Origin of the sequence: Pseudomonas wayambapalatensis, from assembly GCF_049942315.1 — a bacterium.
Classification (GTDB): domain Bacteria; phylum Pseudomonadota; class Gammaproteobacteria; order Pseudomonadales; family Pseudomonadaceae; genus Aquipseudomonas; species Aquipseudomonas wayambapalatensis.
This window is the reverse complement of sequence record NZ_JBNFMU010000137.1, coordinates 1-17,611: the sequence shown is the minus strand read 5'-3', so window position 1 is coordinate 17,611 and position 17,611 is coordinate 1. Positions and strand designations below refer to the sequence as shown.

At 64.9% G+C, this 17,611-nt stretch carries 19 protein-coding genes and 1 other RNA gene; 8 read left to right on the top strand and 12 right to left on the bottom strand.

The genetic code is table 11. The annotated features are described in order from the left end of the window. Nucleotides 1-75: 75 nt before the first annotated feature. Nucleotides 76-1,566 carry an L-piperidine-6-carboxylate dehydrogenase gene (amaB, locus tag ACPZMI_RS08390; protein WP_288377586.1) on the bottom strand — a complete coding sequence of 497 codons (1,491 nt, stop codon included), beginning with the start codon at nucleotides 1,564-1,566 and terminating at the stop codon, nucleotides 76-78. Between the two features lie 137 nt (nucleotides 1,567-1,703). Here amaB and ACPZMI_RS08385 point away from each other — a divergent pair, with 137 nt between their 5' ends. Together ACPZMI_RS08385 and hglS are read left to right on the top strand one after the other, a co-directional pair. Further along, nucleotides 1,704-2,594 (top strand): LysR family transcriptional regulator, encoded by an 891-nt coding sequence (locus ACPZMI_RS08385; RefSeq protein ID WP_186669864.1) that lies wholly within the window; start codon nucleotides 1,704-1,706, stop codon nucleotides 2,592-2,594. A gap of 129 nt (nucleotides 2,595-2,723) precedes the next feature. After that, nucleotides 2,724-4,109 (top strand): 2-oxoadipate dioxygenase/decarboxylase HglS, encoded by a 1,386-nt coding sequence (hglS, locus tag ACPZMI_RS08380; protein WP_426352028.1) that lies wholly within the window; start codon nucleotides 2,724-2,726, stop codon nucleotides 4,107-4,109. A 39-nt stretch (nucleotides 4,110-4,148) separates the two neighbouring features. Here hglS and gcvH read toward each other — a convergent pair whose 3' ends face one another. From gcvH to ACPZMI_RS08335, 9 genes are all read right to left on the bottom strand, one after another. Further along, complete coding sequence (gcvH, locus tag ACPZMI_RS08375) at nucleotides 4,149-4,532, bottom strand: glycine cleavage system protein GcvH (RefSeq protein WP_186709948.1); 384 nt, start codon at nucleotides 4,530-4,532, stop codon at nucleotides 4,149-4,151. Nucleotides 4,533-4,582: 50 nt separating this feature from the next. Continuing rightward, entirely contained in the window at nucleotides 4,583-5,665 is a 1,083-nt protein-coding gene (gene gcvT / locus ACPZMI_RS08370; protein ID WP_186669867.1) for a glycine cleavage system aminomethyltransferase GcvT, read from the bottom strand. 124 nt (nucleotides 5,666-5,789) lie between these two features. Further along, complete coding sequence (locus ACPZMI_RS08365; RefSeq protein WP_426352027.1) at nucleotides 5,790-7,412, bottom strand: ABC transporter permease; 1,623 nt, start codon at nucleotides 7,410-7,412, stop codon at nucleotides 5,790-5,792. 128 nt (nucleotides 7,413-7,540) lie between these two features. Beyond that, complete coding sequence (locus ACPZMI_RS08360; protein WP_186669871.1) at nucleotides 7,541-8,545, bottom strand: extracellular solute-binding protein; 1,005 nt, start codon at nucleotides 8,543-8,545, stop codon at nucleotides 7,541-7,543. Nucleotides 8,546-8,727: 182 nt separating this feature from the next. Then, nucleotides 8,728-9,945, bottom strand: coding sequence for a 2-octaprenyl-3-methyl-6-methoxy-1,4-benzoquinol hydroxylase (locus ACPZMI_RS08355; protein WP_411384432.1), 1,218 nt, complete (start codon nucleotides 9,943-9,945; stop codon nucleotides 8,728-8,730). Between the two features lie 9 nt (nucleotides 9,946-9,954). Beyond that, nucleotides 9,955-10,437, bottom strand: a complete 483-nt coding sequence (locus tag ACPZMI_RS08350) for a DUF4442 domain-containing protein (protein ID WP_054894080.1) — start codon at nucleotides 10,435-10,437, stop codon at nucleotides 9,955-9,957. Next, nucleotides 10,434-11,633, bottom strand: coding sequence for a 2-octaprenyl-6-methoxyphenyl hydroxylase (gene ubiH / locus ACPZMI_RS08345; protein WP_186709954.1), 1,200 nt, complete (start codon nucleotides 11,631-11,633; stop codon nucleotides 10,434-10,436). Before ubiH ends, ACPZMI_RS08350 begins: the two co-directional genes overlap by 4 nt. Next, entirely contained in the window at nucleotides 11,630-12,964 is a 1,335-nt protein-coding gene (gene pepP / locus ACPZMI_RS08340) for a Xaa-Pro aminopeptidase (RefSeq protein ID WP_054894082.1), read from the bottom strand. The genes ubiH and pepP overlap by 4 nt, the downstream gene beginning before the upstream one ends. 22 nt (nucleotides 12,965-12,986) lie before the next feature. After that, on the bottom strand, nucleotides 12,987-13,541 hold the full coding sequence (locus ACPZMI_RS08335) for a YecA/YgfB family protein (RefSeq protein ID WP_186669875.1): 555 nt from the start codon (nucleotides 13,539-13,541) through the stop codon (nucleotides 12,987-12,989). 154 nt (nucleotides 13,542-13,695) lie between these two features. On the opposite strand from ACPZMI_RS08335, the gene ACPZMI_RS08330 reads away from it, so the two are divergent. The 4 genes from ACPZMI_RS08330 to ACPZMI_RS08315 all read left to right on the top strand — a co-directional run bounded on the left by ACPZMI_RS08330 (nucleotide 13,696) and on the right by ACPZMI_RS08315 (nucleotide 15,104). Then, on the top strand, nucleotides 13,696-13,905 hold the full coding sequence (locus ACPZMI_RS08330) for a TIGR02449 family protein (RefSeq protein ID WP_054894084.1): 210 nt from the start codon (nucleotides 13,696-13,698) through the stop codon (nucleotides 13,903-13,905). Continuing rightward, the gene (locus tag ACPZMI_RS08325) at nucleotides 13,902-14,219 is read left to right on the top strand and encodes a cell division protein ZapA (protein WP_054894085.1); all 318 of its coding nucleotides are present in this window, start codon (nucleotides 13,902-13,904) and stop codon (nucleotides 14,217-14,219) included. Before ACPZMI_RS08330 ends, ACPZMI_RS08325 begins: the two co-directional genes overlap by 4 nt. A gap of 17 nt (nucleotides 14,220-14,236) precedes the next feature. Then, nucleotides 14,237-14,415: non-coding RNA, 6S RNA (gene ssrS / locus ACPZMI_RS08320), on the top strand. 80 nt (nucleotides 14,416-14,495) lie between these two features. Continuing rightward, a complete protein-coding gene (locus tag ACPZMI_RS08315) occupies nucleotides 14,496-15,104 on the top strand; it encodes a 5-formyltetrahydrofolate cyclo-ligase (RefSeq protein WP_054894086.1) in 609 nt (202 codons plus the stop codon). 19 nt (nucleotides 15,105-15,123) lie between these two features. On the opposite strand, the gene ACPZMI_RS08310 is transcribed toward ACPZMI_RS08315, so the two are convergent. Next, nucleotides 15,124-15,273, bottom strand: coding sequence for a hypothetical protein (locus tag ACPZMI_RS08310; protein WP_172964797.1), 150 nt, complete (start codon nucleotides 15,271-15,273; stop codon nucleotides 15,124-15,126). 175 nt (nucleotides 15,274-15,448) lie between these two features. On the opposite strand from ACPZMI_RS08310, the gene ACPZMI_RS08305 reads away from it, so the two are divergent. Further along, on the top strand, nucleotides 15,449-15,901 hold the full coding sequence (locus ACPZMI_RS08305) for an EVE domain-containing protein (protein ID WP_186669877.1): 453 nt from the start codon (nucleotides 15,449-15,451) through the stop codon (nucleotides 15,899-15,901). Nucleotides 15,902-15,937: 36 nt separating this feature from the next. Here the strand turns inward: ACPZMI_RS08305 and ACPZMI_RS08300 are convergent, their stop codons facing one another. After that, nucleotides 15,938-16,342 carry a flagellar basal body-associated protein FliL gene (locus ACPZMI_RS08300; protein WP_186669879.1) on the bottom strand — a complete coding sequence of 135 codons (405 nt, stop codon included), beginning with the start codon at nucleotides 16,340-16,342 and terminating at the stop codon, nucleotides 15,938-15,940. Between the two features lie 156 nt (nucleotides 16,343-16,498). Between ACPZMI_RS08300 and ACPZMI_RS08295 the strand changes: the two genes are divergently transcribed. Beyond that, the gene (locus ACPZMI_RS08295) at nucleotides 16,499-17,476 is read left to right on the top strand and encodes an NADPH:quinone oxidoreductase family protein (protein ID WP_186669881.1); all 978 of its coding nucleotides are present in this window, start codon (nucleotides 16,499-16,501) and stop codon (nucleotides 17,474-17,476) included. Nucleotides 17,477-17,611 lie beyond the last annotated feature (135 nt).

The window sequence follows — 17,611 nt, the reverse complement described above, 5'->3', positions numbered from 1 at the left end:
GATCCCTGTAGGAGCGGCGGTTCGGCGCCCCGACTTGTCCCGCGAACCGGGGGCCAAAGCCCCCGGCCATTCACCTCAGTCGAACACGATGCCCTGCGCGAGCGGCAGCTCACGCGAGTAGTTCACGGTATTGGTCTGACGGCGCATGTAGCCCTTCCATGCGTCCGAACCGGACTCACGGCCACCACCCGTCTCTTTCTCGCCACCGAACGCGCCGCCGATTTCCGCGCCGCTGGTGCCGATGTTCACGTTGGCGATACCGCAATCACTGCCCGAGGCGCTCTGGAAGCGCTCGGCCTCGCGGATGTCGGTGGTGAAGATGCACGACGACAGGCCCTGTGGCACTTCGTTGTTCAGGCGCAGGGCCTCTTCGAAGTCATCGTAGGCCAGCACGTAGAGGATCGGCGCGAAGGTTTCGTGGCGCACCACCTCGCTCTGTGCCGGCATCTCGGCGATGGCGGGCGATACGTAGTAGGCATTGGGGTACTGGTCGGCCAATTGGCGCTCGCCACCGAAGACCTGCCCACCCTCGTCGCGCGCCTTGGCCAGCGCGCCCTGCATGGCGTCGAACGACAGCTTGTCGATCAGCGGGCCGACCAGGTTGTCTTTGCGCGGGTCGCCGATGCGCACCTTGCCGTAGGCGGCTTTGACACGGGCGACCACTTCGTCCTTGATCGAGCGGTGGACGATCAGCCGGCGCAGCGTGGTGCAGCGTTGGCCAGCGGTGCCCACGGCCGAGAACAGGATGCCGCGCACGGCCAGGTCGAGGTCGGCGCTCGGGGCGAGGATCATGGCGTTGTTGCCGCCCAGTTCGAGGATGCTGCGACCGAAGCGCGCCGCAACCCGCGGGCCCACTTCACGGCCCATGCGGGTGCTGCCGGTAGCGCTGACCAGCGGTACACGCGGGTCATCGACCAGGGCTTCACCGGCTTCACGCCCGCCGATCACCAGTTGGCTGAGGCCCTGCGGCGCCTCACCAAAGGCTTTCAGGGCCTTCTCGAACAGCGCCTGGCAGGCCAGTGCGGTCAGCGGGGTCTTTTCCGAAGGTTTCCACACCACCGAGTTGCCGGCTACCAGCGCCAGCGTGGTGTTCCATGCCCATACCGCAACCGGGAAGTTGAAGGCACTGATCACCCCGACCACGCCCAGCGGATGCCAGGATTCACGCATATGGTGGCCCGGACGTTCGGAGGCGATGGTCAGGCCGTAGAGTTGACGCGACAGGCCGACGGCGAAGTCGCAGATGTCGATCATCTCCTGCACTTCGCCCAGGCCTTCCTGGGTGATCTTGCCGGCTTCGATGGACACCAGCTCGCCAAGGTCAGCCTTGTGCGCACGCAGCACTTCACCAAACAGACGCACCAGCTCGCCGCGACGCGGGGCCGGCACGTTGCGCCAGGCTTCGAAGGCTGCTTGCGCCTGGTCGATGCGCGCGATGGTCTCGGCCTTGCCGAGCAATTTCACCGAGGCGATCTGGCTGCCGTCGATCGGCGTGTGAACAGGGTAGTCGCCCTGGGTGTGATCCGCGGCGGCGACGCCGAGGCGCTCGAGCAATGCAGCAACCATTGTGCTTCTCCTACATCGGGTGAAGGGTTGAAAAGGTGATGGGGATCAGTATTAATCCGATTACATAGCTGCAACAAACGACCTTTATTCCTCTTATCATTCCCCTGCGGAATGGTATCGCAGCCCTAGAGAGTGCCATGTCCAAACGCCTGGTTCCGTCGATGACAGCCTTGCAGTGCTTCGAGGCCGCCGCCCGTCACCTGAACTTCACCCGCGCCGCCGAAGAGCTGCACCTGACCCAGAGCGCCGTCAGCAAGCAGGTGGCACAGCTCGAAGAGATGCTGCGTCACCACCTGTTCCTGCGCATCCGCCGGCGCCTGCAGCTCACGCCGGCGGGTGCGCTGTACCTGGCCGAGGTCAACAAGATCCTCACCCAGGTGGATATGTCCAGCCGCTATGTCCTCACCTATGGCGAACAGACCGAAGTATTGAAAGTAGCCACTCAACCGAGTTTTGGCGTGCGATGGTTGATTCCTCGGCTCAAGGGCTTTGGCAAACGCCACCCCAACATCCACCTGGACATCCGCAACGAGATGGAGCCCTTCGCCCTGCTGCAGGGCTCGGCCGACGTGGTGTTCTTTTTCGGCCAGGGCACCTGGCCGGGTGCGACCTGCGTAGAACTGTTCGGCGAAGAGGTGGTGCCGGTGTGCGCCCCGGAGCTGCTGGGCGGACAAGAGCTGGACGGCCCCGGTGCGGTGGCCAGGCAGGTGCTGCTGCAAAGCACCTCGCGGCCGGAGGCCTGGCATGAATGGTTCCTGGAACAGGGGCTGCACACCGACAACAGCTACCATGGTCCGCGCTTCGATACCTTCTACATGGCGCTCAGCGCCGCACAGTCCGGCTGCGGCGTGGCCCTGGTGCCGCGCTATCTGGCGGCCAAGGAATTGGCCGAAGGCAGCCTGGTAGTGGCCTGGAACCATGCGATGCCGAGCAATGGCAAGCACTACCTGGCGTTCGCCGAACATGCGGCGGAGGTGCCGAAGGTGCGGGCGTTGGTGGAATGGATTCGCGCGCAGTTGCCGGGGTGATGCGTTGGAGCGATAGGGCCGGCAAATTCAATAGCAAAAGGAATGACCCTCACACTTTTTTTCGCTTGTGGACAAAGTCCATTCCCCGCTTTCATGTAAGGGTATCTACTGACCTTCAGGAAGCTAGCGATGCCCGCCCACGATTTCGTCAGCCCCGACAACATCCGCGCGCAGTTCTCTGCCGCCATGTCGCTCATGTACAAACAGGAAGTGCCGCTCTACGGCACGCTGCTGGCGCTGGTGAGCGAAATCAACCAGCAGGTCATGGCCCAGCAGCCTGAAGTCGCCCAGGCCCTGCGCTGGACCGGTGAAGTCGAACGCCTGGATCAGGAGCGCCATGGCGCGATCCGTGTCGGCACCGCCGAAGAGCTGGCGACCATCGCCCGCCTGTTCGCCGTCATGGGCATGGAGCCGGTTGGCTACTACGACCTGAGCTCGGCTGGGGTTCCGGTGCACTCCACCGCCTTTCGCGCGGTGCACGAACAGGCGCTGCACATCAGCCCGTTCCGCGTGTTCACCTCGCTGCTGCGCCTGGAGCTGATCGATAACCCGCCCCTGCGCGCATTGGCCCAGGACATCCTGGCCAAGCGCCAGATCTTCACCCCGCGCGTGCTGGAGCTGATCGCTCAGTGCGAACGCGACGGCGGCCTGAGCGCGGCCGATGCCGAAACCTTCGTACAGGAGGCGCTGCACACCTTCCGCTGGCACCAGCAGGCCACGGTCACCGCCGAACAGTACCAGCAACTGCACGACCAGCACCGCCTGATCGCCGATGTGGTGGCCTTCAAGGGCCCGCATATCAATCACCTGACCCCACGCACCCTGGACATCGATGCAATCCAGGTCGGCATGCCGGCCAAAGGCATTCCGCCCAAAGCCGTGGTCGAAGGCCCACCCACCCGGCGCCACCCGATACTGCTGCGTCAGACCAGCTTCAAGGCATTGCAGGAAAAGGTCGCGTTCAGCGATGCCCAGGGCAGCCACACCGCGCGCTTCGGCGAAATCGAGCAACGGGGTGCGGCGCTGACCCCCAAAGGCCGTGCGCTCTACGACCGCCTGCTCGACGCTACCCGAGCCGCCCTCAACGGGGTGCCGGCCGAAACCAATGCCGAGCACTACAAGACGCTGCTGGCGCAGCACTTTGCCGAATTCCCGGATGATCTGACGCAGATGCGCGAGCAGGGGCTGGCCTACTTCCGTTACTTCGCCACCGAAAAAGGCCTGGCCGAGCGAGATCGCCAGGATCGACCGTCCACGCTACAAGGCCTGATCGACGCTGGGCATGTGCATTTCGAGGCGCTGGTGTACGAGGACTTCCTGCCGGTCAGTGCCGCAGGGATCTTCCAGTCGAACCTTGGCGACGATGCCCAGGCTGACTATGGCAGCAATGCCAACCGCGATGCCTTCGAGGCAGCGCTGGGGCTCAAGGTGCAGGACGAACTGGCGCTGTACGCCCAGAGCGAACGACGTTCGCTGCAAGCCTGTGCACAGGCCTTGGGCGTTGCGTTGGACTAGGGTCATCGGGGCTGCCAGGCAGCCCCTTCCCGCACGCCATCACTCGCCGATGGCAGCCTTGTAGCCCGCCGCGTCCAGCAGTTTGTCCAGCTCGGCCTTGTCGCTTGGCTTGAGCTTGAAGATCCACGATTCGTAGGGCGCTTCATTGAGCAGCTCAGGGCTTTCGGCCAGCTCCTCGTTGACGGCGATGACTTCGCCGCCGACCGGGGCGTAGATGTCGGATGCGGCCTTGACCGACTCGACCACCCCCGCAGCGTCGCCCGCGGCGAACACCTTGCCGACTTCGGCCAGTTCGACGAACACCACATCACCCAGAGCTTCCTGGGCGTGATCGCTGATACCCACGGTCACGGTGCCGTCGGCTTCCAGGCGCGCCCATTCATGACTTTCAGCAAAACGCAGGTCGGCGGGGATATTGCTCATGTGTCGTATTCCTCGGTTGGCTCAGCGGTCTACCGCCGGTAATTGAGTGTTCAGATCAGGGTCTTGCCGTGGCGCACGAAGGTCGGTTTGACCACCCGCACCGGATACCACTTGCCGCGAATCTCTACTTCGGCGCGGTCGCCAGTGGCGATGGGCACGCGCGCCAAGGCAATGGACTTGCTTAGCGTAGGGGAGAAACTACCACTGGTGATCTCTCCTTCGCCAATACCGGCAACACGAACTATCTGGTGGGCACGCAGAACGCCGCGCTCCTCCAGGACCAGGCCGACCAGTTTGTCCTGCACACCACGCTCGATTTCCGCCAGCAGGCCGCTGCGGCCGATGAAATCGCGCTCGGCTGGCTCCCAGGCGATGCTCCAACCCAGGTTGGAGGTCAGCGGTGTGTGGGCTTCGTCGATATCCTGGCCGTACAGGTTCATGCCGGCTTCCAGGCGCAGCGTGTCACGAGCGCCAAGGCCGCTGGGGGCAATGCCGGCGCCGACCAGATCGTAGAAGAACGTTGCGGCCTGATCGCCTGGCAAGATGATTTCCAACCCGTCTTCGCCAGTGTAGCCGGTGCGGGCAATGAACCAGTCGCCTTCGCCGACGCCCTCGAACGGGCGCAGCTCGCGAATCAGCGCGGCACGCGCAGCACTGAGCAGTGCGGCGACCTTCTCGCGGGCCTGGGGCCCTTGGATGGCGAGGATCGCAAGATCGGGGCGGACCTCGATACCGACGGCAAAGCCTTCGCTCTGCGCGTTCAACCAGGCCAGTACCTTGTCGCGGGTGGCAGCATTGGCCACCAGTCGATAGCCGTCTTCGGTGCGGTAGGCGATCAGGTCGTCGATGACCTTGCCCTGCTCATTGAGCAACGGGCTGTAGAGGGCTTTGCCGGGGCTTTCGAGGCGGGCCACGTCGTTGGCCAGCAGGCGCCGTAGCCAGGGGGTGGCGTCGGCACCGTCGATGTCGATGACTGTCATGTGGGAAACGTCGAAGACGCCGCAATCACTGCGGACCTGATGATGTTCTTCGACCTGAGAGCCGTAATGCAGGGGCATGTCCCAACCGCCGAAATCGACCGTCTTGGCGCCAAGCGCCAGGTGCAGGTCGTACAGGGGCGTGCGCTGTCCCATGGGTTTCTCCTTCCGGGCGTGGCGAAGCAGAGGCGGTCGGCGCTGTTGAATCAGCACCTGATCTTGTAGGACCCACCTCTACGAATGCCGCGCATTGTAGCCGCAAGGGCGGGGACTGGCACCCTCAGCGAGGATGCCCAGGACGAGAGGCGGAGCGGCGGATCAGGCCGATGACCGGCAAAAGCCCCACCAGCACCAGGGTCAGGGCCGGCAGCGAGGCGCGCGCCCATTCGCCCTCGCTGGTCATCTCGAACACCCGCACGGCCAGGGTGTCCCAGCCGAACGGCCGCATCAAAAGGGTGGCCGGCATCTCTTTCAGCACATCGACAAACACCAGTAACGCGGCACTGAGCGCACCCGGGACCAGCAGCGGTAGATACACCTTGAAAAACAATCTCGGCCCGGCCACGCCGAGGCTGCGAGAAGCCTCCGGCAGCGACGGGCGGATCCGCTCCAGACTGCTTTCCAGCGGCCCGTAGGCCACCGCGATGAAGCGCACCAGATAAGCCAGTAACAGCGCAGCCACACTGCCCAGCAACAGCGGCTTGCCGGCCCCGCCCAGCCAGGTGGAAAGCGGGATCACCAGTTGATTGTCCAGATAGCTGAACGCCAGCATGATCGATACCGCGAGCACCGAGCCGGGCAAGGCGTAGCCCAGGTTGGCCAAGCCGACGCCGGCACGAATCGATGGCGTGGGCGCCTGACGCCGGGCGAAGGCCAGCAACAGTGCCACGCTGACGGTGATCAACGCCGCCATCGCGCCCAGGTACAGGGTGTGCAGGATCAATGCGCCATAGCGTTCGTCCAGGTCATGTCGGCCACGCTGCCAGAACCACGCCAGCAACTGCAGCAGCGGAATGACGAAGGCGCAGGCGAACACCAGCAGGCACCAGCCACTGGCCGCCAGCGCCTTGAGCCCGCGCAGATGATAGAGCGCCTGCCCGCGCGGGCGCTCGTTGCCGCTGCGGCTGGCGCCACGGGCGCGGCGTTCGCCATAGAGCACCAGCATCACGACCAGCAACAACAGGCTGGCCAGTTGCGCCGCACCGGACAGGCTGAAGAACCCATACCAGGTCTTGTAGATGGCAGTGGTGAAGGTGTCGAAGTTGAACACCGATACCGCACCGAAGTCCGCCAGCGTTTCCATCAACGCCAGGGCGATGCCCGCGCCGATGGCCGGCCGCGCCATCGGCAGCGCCACCCGCCAGAACGCCTGTAGCGGCGACAGCCCCAGCACCCTCGCGGCCTCCATCAAGCCCTTGCCCTGGGCCAGGAAGGCGGTGCGCGCCAGCAGGTAGACATAGGGATAGAACACCAGCACCAGCACGATGATGACCCCACCGGTCGAACGTACCCGGGGCAGGCGCATCGGCCCGAACACTTCGCGCAAGGCACTCTGCACCGGGCCTGAGAAGTCCAGCAGGCCGACGAAGACGAAGGCCAGTACATAGGCGGGAATGGCAAAGGGCAGCATCAGTGCCCAGTCGAGCCAGCGTCGGCCGGGAAACTCGCAGAGGCTGGTGAGCCAGGCCAGGCTGACCCCCAGCACGGTGACGCCGACACCCACGCCCAGCACCAGGGTCAGGGTGTTGCCCAGCAGGCGGCTCATCTGGGTGTCGAGCAGGTGCGACCAGATCTGCGTGTCGATCGACTGCCACGACAGCACCAGTACGCTCAGGGGCAGGAGCACCAGGGCGGCGACAAGGCTGACCGGAAGGTACCAGCGGCGTTGGGGGGAGTGGGGCAAGACAGGTATCTCGGTTGCAGGTTGCGACCGCTGTGCGGTCGTTCGCGGCCAAAGCCACTCTCAACGTCTGGGAGTGGCTTCAACTGCGAAGGGGCCTTGAACGGCCCCGAAAGGATAAGCGCTGAAACTCAGTTCCAGCCAGCCCGATCCATCAGGCGAATGGCTTCGGCCTGGCGCTTGCCCGCCACTTCCACCGGCAGGCTGTCGGCCTTGAAGCTGCCCCAGGCCGCGACTTCATCCGACGGCTTGACCTTGGGGTTGGCCGGGAACTCCTGGTTGATGTCGGCGAACAGTTTCTGCGCTTCCTCGCCCGTCATCCACTCGACCAGTTTCTTCGCCGCTTCCGGGTGCGGGGCATGCTTGGTCAGGCCGATGCCCGAGAGGTTGACGTGCACGCCACGGTCGCCCTGGTTGGGCCAGAAGATCTTCACCGGCAGCTTCGGGTCGGCCTTGTGCAGGCGCCCGTAGTAGTAGGTGTTGACCACACCCACGTCGCATTGCCCTGCGGCAACGGCCTGAATCACGGCGTTGTCGTCGGAGAACACATCGGTGGACAGGTTGCTGACCCAGCCCTTGACCAGCTTCTCGGTCTCGGCCTCGCCGTGGGTCTCGATCAGGGTGGCGGTCAGCGACTGGTTGTAGACCTTCTTTGCGGTGCGCAGGCACAGGCGGCCTTCCCACTGCTTGTCGGCCAGGGCTTCGTAGGTGCTCAGCTCCGAGGGCTTGACCCGCTCGGTGGAGTAGATGATGGTCCGCGCACGCAGGCTCAGGCCGGTCCAGTCGTGGGACGAAGCGCGGTACTGCGGCGGAATGTTCTTGTCGATGATGTCCGACTTGATCGGCTGCAGAATGCCCATCTGCTCGGCCTGCCAGAGGTTGCCGGCATCCACGGTGAGCAGCAGGTCGGCGACGCCGTTCTGGCCCTCGGCCTTGATGCGCTGCATCAGCGGCGCTTCCTTGTCGGTGATGAACTTGATCTTCACCCCGGTCTTGGCGGTGTAGGCATCGAATACCGGCTTGATCAGCTCGTCGATGCGCGAGGAGTACACCACCACTTCATCATCTGCCGCCTGGACGGAACCGGCAAACAAGGTCAGGGCCAGGGCGGCCAGTAGGGGCTTGCGGGGCGACATGGTGGATGCTCCTCGGGGTTAGAGAGGTGCAAATGGTAGTGAATCCCATTTTCCCACTCACCCTTGGAGGCGTTACCAGATGTTGCAAAGCAATCGCGGGGCAAGCCCGCCCCTCTAGGACCACCCCGCTCTTCAGGCAGGTGATGTACCTGCAGGAGCGGGCTTGCCCCGCGATAGGGCCCTCAAGCCTTGGCCAGGTCTGGCAGGTCGCCGCTCAACCCCAAGGCCTGGCGCACGAACACCGCCTTGGCCTCAGGCATCCCTTCCACCAGCTTCAACCCGGTATTGCGCAGCCAGCGCAGCGGCAGCGGGTTGGCCTGGAACAGGCGCTCGAAGCCCTCCATCGCCGCCATCAGGGCAAGGTTGTGCGGCATGCGTCGGCGCTCGTAGCGACTCAACACCCTCACATCGGCCAGACGCTCGCCACGCTCGCACGCGTGCACCAGTTCCTCGGCCAGCACTGCCGCATCGAGAAAGCCCAGGTTGACGCCCTGCCCCGCCAGGGGGTGAATGGTGTGGGCCGCATCGCCGATCAGCACCAGGCCTTCTTCCACATAGCGCTTGGCATGACGCTGGCGCAGCGGCACGCAGACGCGGCGGTCGGCATGCAGCACCTGGCCCAGGCGGCCTTCGAAGGCGCGCTCCAGTGCCTGGCAGAACGCCGCATCATCCAGCGCCATGGCCTGCTCGGCCTGCTCAGGGGTGGTGGACCAGACGATCGAACACCAGTGCTGGCCGTCATCGCGCGACAACGGCAGAAAGGCCAGCGGACCTTCGTCGGTGAAGCGCTGCCAGGCCGTGGCGCGGTGCGCCTCGCTGCAGCGCACGCTGGTGACGATGGCGTGGTGCAGGTAATCCCACTCGCGCGTCTCGCAGCCCGCCAGGCGCCGCACCGCCGAATTGGCGCCATCGGCAGCGACCACCAGCGGCGCACGCAGGCGACGGCCATCGGACAGGGTCACCAGCCACTCATCGCCAGAGCGGCGCAGCTGTTCCAGCCGCGCATTGGGCAGCAGCCCGACGTCACTGTCGTGCAGACGGTCCAGCAGGCCGTCCTGCACCACACGGTTCTCGACGATGTGGCCGAGCACCTGGGCATGCACACTGGCGGCTGAAAAATGAATCTGACCGGTGCCGCTACCGTCCCAGACCTGCATGTCCGAATAGGGCGTCACGCGGCGCCCGGCAATGCCGTCCCAGGCGCCAAGACGCTCGAGAATGCGCTGGCTGGCGGCCGACAGGGCACTGACCCGCGGCTCGAAGGGCGCGGCGTCATCGAAAGGCTTGACCGACAGCGGCCCGCCATCGAGCAGCAGCACCTGCAGGCCACTGTGGCGCAACGCCAGGGCCAGGGCGCTGCCGACCATACCGGCACCGACAATCAACAGATCCGCGCGCATGTCCATGCCTTACGCCTGCCTCGCTTGCGGCTTGAGCCGCACGTATAGGGTTTTGTCGACCCGCGCCACCAGCTCGCCGGCGCCGTCGCGGATATCGACCTGCAGACGCGGCAGGCACTTCTTGCCACCGGCCGTCTGCTGGCGGATGTCGTCCAGCAGTGCGTCGTCGATGTGGAATTCGGCGAACACCGGGCCCTTGCCCGGTGCGATGAAGTCGATGCTGGCGGCCTTGTCCCAGACGATGTACTCGCGGCCCAGCTGCTCGATCAGCAACAGCATGTAGAACGGATCGACCATCGAGTAGAGGCTGCCACCGAACTGGGTGCCGACGTAGTTGCGGTTCCAGCGGGTCAGGTTCATGCGCACCTTGACGCTGCGCATGTCGGGGCTGATGTGCTGCACGCGGATACCGGCCCCCAGGTAGGGCGGGTAGAAATTCAGCAACCAGCGCAGCATGCGGGCCCGGCGCGCGAGCTTGCGGGCGTCTTTCATGCGCGGCCTCGCGGGTCGGGGCGGGTTCCCAGGCCCATGGCCTGGCGGGCGAACCAGCTCTTGGCCGGCGGCAGCAGGTCCAGCCCCAGCAGGCCGAGGTTGCGCCCGGCGGCCAACAGCGGTTGGGCGCTGCCGAACAGGCGGGTGACCTGGTCGGAGAAGCCGATGGTCAGACTCTGGTCCAGGCGTTGGCGCTGGCGATAGCCCTGCAACGTTGCCAGGTCGCCCGGCTGCTGCGGGCCTGCGAGCAGGGCCTCGGCCAGCGCCTGCACGTCACGCAGCGACAGGTTGAAGCCCTGGCCTGCGATCGGATGCAGGCTGTGCGCCGCGTTGCCTAGCACCACCAGGTGCGGGCGTACCTGCTCCTCGGCTTCGACCAGCGCCAACGGGTAGAGATGCCGTGCGCCGACCTGGCGCAGAGCGCCGAGGCGGTAGCCGAACGCGTCCTGCAGTTCGCGCAGGAAGGCGCGCTCGTCGATATCGGCCAGACGCCGCGCGTCCATGCCCTGGCGTGTCCAGACCAGCGCGCAGCGGTTTTCCGGCAGTGGCAGCAAGGCCATCGGGCCTTGTTCGGTGAATCGTTCGAAGGCCTGGCCACGATGGGCCTCGCCTGGAGAGATGTTGGCGATCAGCGCGCTCTGGTCATAGGGCGTGCGGCGCACATGAATGCCCAACTGCTCGCGCAGGCCGGAGCGGCCGCCATCGGCGAGAATCGCCAGGTCGCACTCAAGGCTGGTGTCATCGTCGAGTTGCAGGCGATAACCGCCCTCGACGGGCTGCATGGCCCTGACTTCGGCCGGGCAGCGCCAGCTCACCACCTCGCTGTCCAGCCCCTGCCACAGGCACTGGCCGAGCCAGGCGTTCTCCACCACATAACCCAGCGCAGGCACACCTTCTTCCTGGGCATCCAGCCGGGTGGCGCCAAAGCGGCCGCGGTCGGACACCTGGATCTGCCGAATCGGCTCGGCGCGGCGCTCGATGCCCTGCCACAGGCCAAGCTGGTCGTAGATCTGCCGAGTGCCGAAGGACAGCGCCGAGGAACGTGCGTCGTAGCTGGGCTGGAAGCTGTCGCCGGGGGCGAACGGCTCGATCAGCAGGATCTTCCAGCCACGCACCTTGGCCCCGGCCTGCAGCGCCAGCGCGAGGCTGGCACCGACCAGGCCGCCGCCGATGATCGCCAGGTTGACCCGGCTCATGCCACGTCCTTGCGCGCGTCGAGCATCAGTGCCTCGATTTCGTCGACTGTCTTCGGCACACCCGAAGTGAGAATTTCACAGCCCTTTCTGGTGACCACCACGTCGTCCTCGATCCGCACCCCGATGCCGCGCCACTTCTTCGCCACGCTCTGGTTGTCGGCGGCGATGTAGATACCTGGCTCTACAGTCAGCGCCATGCCCGGTTCGAGCACCCGCCACTGACCGCCGACCTTGTATTCACCCACATCGTGCACATCCATGCCCAGCCAGTGTCCGGCGCGGTGCATGTAGAACGCGCGGTAGGCTTCGCTGTCGATCAGCGCCTGCACCTCACCCTTGAGCAGCCCCAGCTCGACCAGCCCTTGGGTGATCACGCGCACCGTCGCTTCATGGGCGTGATTCCAGTGTTTGCCCGGCGCGATCTCGGCAAAGGCGGCTTCCTGGGCCTTGAGCACCAGTTCGTAGATCGCCTTCTGCTCGGGCGAGAACCGCCCGCTGACCGGGAAGGTGCGGGTGATGTCGCTGGCGTAGCAGTCGATCTCGCAACCGGCGTCGATCAGCACCAGGTCACCGTCCTTGAGCGGCGCATCGTTCTGCTGATAGTGCAGGATGCAGGCATTGCGCCCGGCGGCGACGATCGAGCCGTACGCTGGCATCTTCGCGCCACCCTTGCGGAACTCGTAGTCCAGTTCGGCCTCCAGGCTGTATTCGTGCAGACCGGCGCGGCAGGCCTGCATGGCCCGCACATGGGCGCGCGCGGAAATTGCCGCAGCCTCGCGCATTACCTTCACTTCCGCTGCCGACTTATACAGGCGCATGTCGTGCAGCAGATGATCCAGGGCAACGAACTCGTTCGGCGGTTGCGCACCGAGGCGCGCCTTGGAGCGGATCACATTGATCCAGTCCATCAGCCGGCGATCGAACTCGGGGTTGCTGCCCATGGCGCTGTAGACCCGCTCGCGACCTTCGATCAGGCCAGGGAGAATCTCGTCGATGTCGGTGATCGGGAAGGCATCGTCGGCGCCGAAGTCGCGTATCGCGCCCTCCTGGCCGGCACGCAGACCATCCCAGAGCTCACGCTCGGGGTTGCGCTCGCGGCAGAACAGCACGTATTCGCCGTGCTCGCGGCCGGGGATCAGGGCGATCACCGCCTCGGGTTCCGGGAAGCCGCTCAGGTACTGGAAGTCGCTGTCCTGGCGATAGACGTGCTCGACGTCACGGTTACGAATCGCGACCGCCGCCGCCGGCAGGATGGCGATGCTGTCGGGGACCATCTGCGCCATCAGCGCCTTGCGCCGACGGGCGTACTCCGCCTTGGGTATGTGGCTCATGGGCAAACGACCCCCGGGTCGATCAATGCAGCGATGGTTTTGGCGCCGGCGCGACAGGCGCGGCCAGTTCCGTGTACAGCAGCAGCGGTGCGACGCGCAGGTACTCCATGACTTCCATGTAGTCGCTCTCGCCGTCCTCGGACTCTTCCAGCGCTTCTTGCACCTGGGAGATGGCGACCAGGTCCTGGAGCACTTCCTTGGCATCGGTGGACAGGTCCTTGCCACCGGCGTTCAAGCCAAAACCGGTAATGAAGCCCTGGCACCATTGGCCCAGCGCCGTGGCGCGATCGCTCAGGGCGGCATCGTCGGTCGGCAGCAGCAGCACGATGGCGACGTCTTCGCCGGTCAGCTCGGCCTTGACCATCTCCTGCAGGCCGATCAGGGCGTTGCGGACAGTGTCACCGGGCTCGGTCTCAAGCAGTTGGGCGGCGTCGGCCAGCCAGGCATCGGCATCGAAGCCGGCACCGGCGCAACTGCGACCGATCAGCAGGCCGTGCAGCTCGGCAGGAGTGGCGGGATGGCCATTGCTGGAGAGCAGCATGGCGAAGGCGATGTAAGGCGATTGGGTATTGGGCATGGGCGGCTAGGCGCCAGACGGCGCATATGACTAGAATGAAGACCTTGTATCCTAGCACCGGCAGGCGCGCCAAGACCATCTGCGCTGGCCGTCGCGGCTCGGGCAGAGGCATGATCGCCAGGCGATCGACGAAGGAGCGGATCGAGTGCACCCCATGCAAGACAATGACCTGCAAGCGCTGATGAGCCGATTCGAGTTGCTGATCGAGCGCGTCGAGCAACTAAAACGGCAAAATGCACTCCTAGTAGCTCAGGAAAAATCCTGGCGCGAAGAGCGCGCCCACCTCATCGAAAAGAACGAGATCGCCCGGCACAAGATCGAGTCGATGATCTTGCGTCTGAAGGCCCTGGAGCAAGACTCATGAGTTCAAGCAATAGCGTCACCGTCCAGATTCTCGACAAGGAATACTCGATCATCTGCCCGCCGGAAGAACGCAACAACCTGGTGGGTGCCGCGCGCTACCTGGACGGCAAGATGCGCGAGATCCGCAGCAGCGGCAAGGTGATCGGCGCCGACCGCATCGCGGTGATGGCGGCGTTGAACATCACCCATGAACTGCTGCACCGCCAGGAGCGCCCTGACGTCGCCAGCGGCGGCACCACCCGCGAACAGGTGCGCGACCTGCTCGAGCGCGTCGACCAGGCGCTGTCCGACGACGCGGTTAGCAAAAACGATTGAGATTGGTATACTGGCGCGACTCCCTGGGGGATGCGCCAGTCGGTTATGTCCCTGAGCCGATACGCACAACCACGGGGGTTGCACGTGGGGCAGGTGTGCATGTCCGCTCGACGGAAAGCCTTAACGCCTCCTGCAATCTCCACCTTGAACTTTCGGGTTCAAGGGCTACACCGATAGCGGTCTTGTCGGGGAGCCTGAATTCTCAATGCCCGCCTTTACCGGCGGGCATTTCGTTTGTGCCGCCGTCGGCGGCCAGCATCCGGGATCGCCTGTGCCATGACCGACACCGTGCCGCTCACCCGTCCGCAACTTCGCCGCGTGCTGCGCAACGCACGACGCGCGTTGACGCCCGCCCAGCAACGCCAGGCCGCCGTCGGGCTGTACCGGCAACTGGCCCAGCACCCGCTGTTTCGCCGCGCGCGGCATATCGCCCTGTACCTTCCCAACGACGGCGAGATCGACCCGCGCCTGTTGCTGCGCGAAGCCCAGCGGCGCGGCAAGCGCACCTACCTGCCGGTGCTGCATGCCTGGCCACGCACGCGCATGGTGTTCCAACGCTTCGAACAGGGCGAAAAACTGCGACGTAATCGCTTCCGCATCCCTGAACCAGTCATCGAGCGCAAGCGTCAGCGGCCGGTCTGGTCGCTCGATCTGATCCTGCTGCCACTGGTGGGTTTCGATGAAGTGGGCGGACGGCTGGGGATGGGCGGCGGCTTCTATGATCGCAGCCTGGCCTATCAGGGGCGGCGCAAGGCGTGGAAGAAACCGCTGCTGCTGGGGCTGGCACATGAATGCCAGAAGGTGGAACGACTGGCGCAGGCCAGTTGGGACGTACCCTTGCGCGGAACGGTCTCGGACCGCGGCTGGTATCTGGCGCCGGCGTGAAGCCGCGCGCCGCGAAACTTCAGCGCTGCTGTTGGGCGGATACGGCCGGCGCCTGATAGGCGGCGTCGAGCTTTCGCTCCCACAGACCCTGCGCATAACCGGTGGTGACGACACCCAGACCGAAGATGAAGGCCAGGATCCACAGCAGGTCCGGTTTGCGTTTGTTCATCGTTGCCCCCCTAGGCAAACTGTTCAGGCTCGGCAGCCTTCTTGGTGCTACCGGAGCGTATAGCTTTAAAATCGGCGCATTTTCCGACAACGTGACGCGCCACGCAAATGTTGACGCCAACCGGCTGTCGGTTTGATGCAACATCTTATTTCAAACCTTGTCAGGAGCAGCATCCATGGCCTATTGGCTGATGAAATCCGAGCCCGACGAACTTTCCATCGAAGGCTTGGCCCGCCTCGGCCAGGCGCGCTGGGACGGGGTGCGCAACTACCAGGCACGCAATTTCCTGCGGGATATGAGCGTAGGCGACGAATTCTTCTTCTACCACTCCAGTTGCCCGCAACCGGGTATCGCCGGGATCGCCCGGATCAAGGCCGGCGCCTACCCCGACCCGACGGCGCTGGACCCGCAAAGCCACTACTTCGACGCCAAGGCCAGTGCCGAGAAGAACCCTTGGAGCGCAGTGGATGTCGAGCATGTGCGCACGTTCGGCCAGGTGCTTGGCCTCGGCTTGCTCAAGCAGCAGACGGCGCTCGAAGCACTTGCACTGGTGCAGAAAGGCAGCCGCCTGTCGGTGATGCCAGTGACCCCGGAGCAATGGCAGGCAATCTGCGCGCTGGCGAGGTGATCCAGACAGCCGCTGTGCGGGAGCGCGCCGAGGAACTCACTGCACGATCAGGTTGTTGAACAGCAGGTCCTCGACGATCGGCTTGCCTTCTTCGGTTTCCATCACCTGCTGAACCTGCTTCAAGGCTTCCTGACGCAACGCCTCCTTGGCTTCGACATTGCTCATGTTATCCACGCCTTGCTGGGTGAACAGCGCCACCAGCTGGTTGCGGATCAGCGGCTCATGGTGCTTGACCGCCGCGGCGGCAGCATCGCCGGTCACGCGCAGGGCCACGTCGGCCTTGTAGACGCGCAGCCTGGGGCCGCCATCGAGGGCATAGTTGCCGACCAGAGGCGGGGTCAGGTTGATGTAGGCAACCTTTGGCTCCCCTTCCTTGCCCTCTTCGGCCATGGCCGCCACCGGCAGCATCAAGGCCAGCACCATCAAGATCCACGCTTTCACGAAATCGCTCCTCAATACAATTGGCGCCAGCTTACCCAGCGCGTCGCTCAAACCCAAGCCCAGGCTTATGCCGGCTTATCAGAGCAGGCCATGCTCGTTGACCCGCCCCTTCGTCCTCCTACACTTATCGGCCATCACCCGCAAAGGAATAGCCCGATGAAAGCTGTGTTGTGCAAAACCCTGGGCCCGGCACGGGACCTGGTGCTGGAAGAGGTCGCAGACCCCGTGCCGAAAAAGAACGAGATCCTCCTCGAGGTGCATGCCGCCGGGGTCAACTTCCCCGACACCCTGATCATCGAGGGCAAGTACCAGTTCCAACCGCCTCTGCCCTTCTCGCCCGGCGGCGAAGCGGCCGGCGTGGTGGCGGCAGTCGGCGAGAAGGCCGGGGCTTTCAAGGTCGGCGACCGGGTCATGGCCCTCACCGGCTGGGGCGCCTTCGCCGAGCAGGTCGCGGTGCCTCACTACAATGTGCTGCCCATTCCGGCAGGTATGGATTTCACCACGGCGGCCGCCTTCGGCATGACCTACGGCACCTCGATGCACGCACTTACCCAGCGTGGCCAGCTCAAGGCGGGCGAAACCCTGCTGGTGCTCGGTGCATCAGGCGGCGTCGGGCTGGCAGCGGTGGAAATCGGCAAGGCGTTGGGTGCACGGGTCATCGCGGCGGCCAGCAGCGCCGAAAAGCTCGCCGTGGCCAAGGCAGCCGGCGCGGATGAGTTGATCGACTACAGCCAGGCCAGCCTCAAGGAAGAGATCAAGCGCCTGACCAACGGCCAGGGTGTGGACGTGATCTACGACCCGGTCGGCGGCGAGCTGTTCGACCAGGCAGTGCGAGGCCTGGCCTGGAACGGTCGGCTGCTGGTGGTGGGCTTTGCCAGCGGCAGCATTCCGCAGATGGCGGCCAACCTGGTGCTGCTCAAGGGCGCTGCAGTGCTGGGGGTGTTCTGGGGCGCGTTCGCCCAGCGCCAGCCAGAAGACAACGTTGCCAACTTCCGTCAGCTGTTTGCGTGGCATGCCGAGGGCAAGTTGAAACCGCTGGTGTCGCAGACCTACGCGCTGGGCGAGGCCGGGTCGGCTATCGAACGGCTGGGGCAGCGGCAGGCGGTGGGCAAGCTGGTGGTGTTGGCCAGGTGATTCGGTGATGACTTCTTCGCGGGGAAAACCGCTCCCCCAAACCATACCCTCCCTTTAAGGGCGGGCTTGCCCGCGAAAAGGACAACACAACCCAAAAAACCGGAAAAGAACACACCCGAAATCCAATCACACCCT